This window comes from Pirellulales bacterium (genome assembly GCA_036490175.1).
Classification (GTDB): domain Bacteria; phylum Planctomycetota; class Planctomycetia; order Pirellulales; family JACPPG01; genus JACPPG01.
Genome location: DASXEJ010000391.1, coordinates 1 through 4,623, shown reverse-complemented (window position 1 = coordinate 4,623; position 4,623 = coordinate 1). Strand labels below are relative to the sequence as shown.

4 protein-coding genes are annotated in these 4,623 nt (G+C 60.9%); all 4 read left to right on the top strand.

All coding sequences use genetic code 11. From position 1 onward, the window contains the following. Positions 1-445, top strand: a 445-nt coding sequence (gene bcsS / locus VGG64_29970; GenBank protein ID HEY1603867.1) for a cellulose biosynthesis protein BcsS, incomplete at its 5' end; no start/stop codon positions are given. A gap of 98 nt (positions 446-543) precedes the next feature. After that, a complete protein-coding gene (locus VGG64_29965; GenBank protein HEY1603866.1) occupies positions 544-1,635 on the top strand; it encodes an IS5 family transposase in 1,092 nt (363 codons plus the stop codon). A gap of 228 nt (positions 1,636-1,863) precedes the next feature. Next, positions 1,864-3,303: an IS701 family transposase gene (locus tag VGG64_29960; protein ID HEY1603865.1), complete on the top strand. Its 1,440-nt coding sequence runs from the start codon at positions 1,864-1,866 to the stop codon at positions 3,301-3,303. Positions 3,304-3,341: 38 nt separating this feature from the next. Beyond that, on the top strand, positions 3,342-4,583 hold the full coding sequence (locus VGG64_29955; GenBank protein HEY1603864.1) for a hypothetical protein: 1,242 nt from the start codon (positions 3,342-3,344) through the stop codon (positions 4,581-4,583). Positions 4,584-4,623 lie beyond the last annotated feature (40 nt).

Below are 4,623 nucleotides of genomic sequence, written 5' to 3'. Positions count from 1 at the left end.
GATCCTGCCCGGCTGGCGGTTCTCCTACGACAACAACAAGCTGATCATCAGTGTATTCGGCGGTCCGGTGGCCCAGGACTATCGGTTGACGCCCAACGATCCGACCAGCCGCTTGCGCGGCTTCTATATCGGCGGCGAGTTGTCGGCCGACATCTGGTTTCAGCCGACCGCGCAGACCATGGCCGCGATCAACGCTACGCTGGCAACCATCGGACCAACCGGATCGCTGCGTACCGCTTTCGGCGTTCGCGTCTTCGACAAGGCTTTCATCGGCCCCGAGCTCGAAGAGCTCTGGTGCGGCAATTTCGAGGAGCTGCAATTCGGTGCGCATCTCACCGGCTTGCGCACGCAAGCGCTGGAATGGTCGGCGGCCGGAGGTTGGTCGCTCACCTCCGACCAGCGCCAAGGGCCTTACATGCGCCTCGGCGTCAATGTGAAGTATTAGCAGGCTGCTGAAAAACGCGATTTACGTGACGATTTTGGTGTGATTCGGTTGACCCGTGATTCTGCCATTTTGGACCTCCAAGCGAGAGCGGGCTGGCGATGCGCGGCGAAGATCAAGGATCGGAAGGCTTTTTCAGTTACCTGCGGTTGGAGACGCGGATACCCGCCGATCATCCGTTGCGGGCGATCCGCGACCTTGTTGACGCGGCGTTGGCGGAGTTGTCGCGGGCCTTTGGCAAGCTCTATGCGCGCGACGGCCGACCGTCGATCCCGCCGGAGCGGCTGCTGCGGGCGCTGTTGCTGCAGGCGTTCTACACGGTGCGCTCGGAACGGCAGTTGATGGAGCAGCTCGACTATAATTTGTTGTTCCGCTGGTTCGTCGGATTGTCGGCGGACGATGCGGTGTGGGATGCGACGGTGTTCTGTAAGAACCGCGACCGGCTGCTCGACGGCGATATCGCGGCCAAGTTCATGGTCCGCGTGCTGAACCTGCCGCAGGTTCGCCGCCTGCTGTCGAGCGAGCACTTTTCGGTCGACGGCACGCTGATCGAGGCCTGGGCCAGCATGAAGAGTTTTGTGCCGAAGGATGACAGCAGCAATCCGCCATCCGCCAAGAGCGGCGGCGGCCGCAATGCCGAACGCGACTTCCACGGCGAAAAACGCAAGAACGACACGCATTCTTCGAGCACCGACCCCGATGCCCGGCTGTTCCGAAAGGGCGCCGGCAAGGAGGCCAAACTCTGCCACATGGGGCACCTGCTGACGGAGAATAGGAACGGGCTGATCGTCGAGGCGCGGCTGACCGAGGCCAGCGGCACCGCCGAGCGCACCACTGCGCTCGCCATGATCAAGCACACTGCCAAGCCCGGCAGCACGGTGGGCGGCGACAAGAACTACGACACCGCCGACTTCGTCGCCGGCTGTCGCCAGCGCGGCTGCACGCCGCATGTCTCGCAGAACGATACCAACCGCCGCTCGGCGATCGATGCGCGCACCACCCGGCACCCCGGCTATCGCATCAGCACGATCAAGCGCAAACGAATCGAAGAATGCTTCGGCTGGATCAAGACGGTCGGCGGCCTGCGCAAGACCCGGCATCGTGGCCGCGGTCTGGTCGAGTGGTTCTTCGTTCTCACCGCGATCGCCTACAATCTCGTTCGCATCCCGAAACTGCTGGCGGCAACGGGATGAGTCTGTCTGGAGCCCAACAAATGAGCAACAAATCCACCAATTACCGCGCTCCAGGCCCAAGCCCTGACGCACACCACCCATCGTCTCCCGTCCAATCATCACGAAAAACGTCCTTACAATACCGTTTTTCAGCAGCCTGCTAGTCTTACTGAGTCAGAACGTCGCGGCGACTACGTTTGAGAATCAGTTATTGGCTGAGATTCATCTTTGAGCCCCAAGGAGGCGGCGATGGGTCTTGGCGAAGCAGGTGCCAGTGAATCGCGGTTTGTGGGTTATGTCGAGGGACTTGCGAGCGTGATTGGTCACCGCGACCGTGTGCGGCCGTTGCGGGATTATTGCGTGGGTTTGATGATGCCCTGCGAGCGCAAGAGCGTGGAGCCGATGGCGGCGGTAACGGCGCCCTCGCGCACGGCGGCGCAGCACCAATCGCTGCTGCATTTTGTCGGCGAGGGAGGCTGGTCAGACGAACGAGTGTTGGCCAAAGTACGCGAGATGGTGCTGCCGGCGATCGAGCGGCAGGGGCCGATCGAAGCCTGGATCATCGACGACACCGGGTTTCCCAAACAGGGCCGGCACTCGGTCGGGGTGGCGCGGCAATACTGTGGGCAACTCGGCAAGCAGGACAATTGCCAGGTGGCGGTGTCGCTGTCGATTGCCAATCGCCACGCCAGCCTGCCGGTGGGCTATCGGCTTTATCTGCCGCAGGACTGGGCGAGCGATCACCAACGTCGGCGCAAAACGGGGGTGCCTGAGGATGTCAGGTTCAAGACCAAGCCCGAGATCGCGCTGGAGCAGATTACTGCGGCCTGCAAGGCCGAGCTTCCTCGTGGCGTGGTCCTGATGGACGCGGGCTATGGCTGCAACACCGAGCTGCGTGCCGGAATCGGCGCGCTTGCACTGCGCTATGTCGCCGGCATCATGCCGCAGACCACCGTATGGACATGCGGCACGGGGCCGCTGCCGCCGAAAAAATGGTCGGGCAACGGGCGGCCACCCAAACTCATCCGCCGGGACAAAAAGCATCAACCGGTCTCGGTCAAGGTACTTGCTCTCGGCATCCCAAAGCGCGGCTGGCGCACGATCAAATGGCGAGAGGGCACAGCCGATGTGCTGTCCTCACGGTTTGCGCGCGTGCGTGTCCGGGCTGCGCATCGCGACTACCACCTTACTGAAAGCCGATCGGAAGAATGGCTGCTGATCGAGTGGCCAAAGGACGAGGATGCGCCGACCAAATACTGGCTTTCAACCCTTCCAAGCCACATCTCCTTTCGCGATCTCGTCGACATTACCAAACTGCGCTGGCGCATCGAGCGCGACTATCAGGAACTCAAACAGGAGGTCGGGCTCGGCCATTTCGAAGGGCGCGGATGGCGCGGCTTCCATCACCATGCCACGCTGTGCATCGCAGCCTACGGCTTCCTGATCTCCGAGCGGGAGACGATTCCCCCCTGTGGACCTCGTGCCGGCGGGCTCTTCCCGCAACCTGCCGTTCCCTCCGGTTATCGACCCAGAGGCTCCGCCGCTGCGGCCCGAGCGTCACATCCCGAACTCGATCGCAACCATGCGCCGCCGCCTCATTGCCGCGCTGGTCAGAACGCTGCCACGATGTCCATGCTGCTCAGCCGCCAGGGAAAGACATCTGGGGAGCAGAAACTTGTGATGCAGTAAGATTAAGACGTCGCATCAAAAGCCTGACTGCGCGCGAGGTGCTCCGGTGGACCGCGGCTGGAACCGGCTCGGCCATTGGTCGCAAGCGTGTCGACGGGATTATCGCGCTCGTTTTGTTCGTATCGTCGTTTTCTCTTGCTCTGGGGCATCTGGAGAAAGTTGGGTGGGGCAGCTTCTATCAACAAACTTTCGCGCCAGCATTGGCTTGGGCTTGTACGGGGAAGTTTGAATCGCTGGCGCTTGATAAGCCCGCGGTCAGGGACTTCTTGAGTGGGACGACTCCGAGCTTCAACTGTAGTGACTTGCCCGCTCCGCCTGCCGATCGCGTTCCGCTCTACAGCCTGCAATACCAGACTCTCTATCTCATCGCCGCGGCTGCGGGAATCTGGGCAGTTGCCGGAGTGAAGTGGACAGCCCTCTTTATTATAGGTGCGCTGCTGGCCGCAGCAATGAACGCTCTGATCTATGGTATTTGCCGACTGTTTGTCGGAATTCCGTGGGCGGCGGCAGCGACCATTCTGGCGACCTTGTCGCCGCTGAATGCCGCCATGCTGCCAGAGCTTCGTGATTATTCTAAAGCGCCGTTTGTTCTTGGTGTGATTTTGCTGTGCGGCTGGCTTTTGAAGGCCATTGACGGCCCAAGACGATTCATCGGCACCGCGGCAGTCGCAGGTATCGTCGCCGGGGTCGGCTTCGGTGTCCGGGCCGATCTGTCAATCGCAGTGCCATTCTTCATCATCGTTCTCGTTTTGGTGCTTATGATCACCAGGTTCCGTCTGTATCGGGAGGTTCTCATCGCCGCGGTCTTATTTGGTGTGACCATTGTTGCCACGGCGGCGCCGATCCTGGCCGCGTACCGTGGTGGAGGAATAATCGGACATGTGGCGTTGCTGGGGTTGACGACACCTTTCAACAAGCCGCTTGGCCTGGCCGCCGCCCCCTATGACATTGGCCACCTCTATATGGACGAGTCGATGTATCAGTTCACCCAGGAATTTGCCTTGGGACACCAAGGCCAAGCCGGGGCGCCTCAGGAGATACACGACACGCCGACGGGCCTGGTCTACGCAGCCTACGCGCTCCGTGCATATCTTACGTATACCGCTCACTTCCCGGCCGACATGCTGGTCCGTGCCTACTCCGCGGTCTCCCAGGTCATTTCGCTTGATCTGGATGATGGACGGGTGCCTGCATTCCCAGAGTTTCTTTATCGCCTCAGAAACGCCTTGGTATGGCATGGTGCTGCTCTGATATTTTTTGCATCTTCACGGCTCTTGTGAGTTCGCTAAATCTCGGACTCGCCGCTTATTTGATCATTAC

What these genes read in the sequence shown, in the direction of transcription:
- VGG64_29965 (HEY1603866.1), top strand. Translation starts at nt 544, where the DNA reads ATGCGCGGCGAAGATCAAGGATCGGAAGGCTTTTTCAGTTACCTGCGG.
- VGG64_29960 (HEY1603865.1), top strand. Translation starts at nt 1,864, where the DNA reads ATGGGTCTTGGCGAAGCAGGTGCCAGTGAATCGCGGTTTGTGGGTTAT.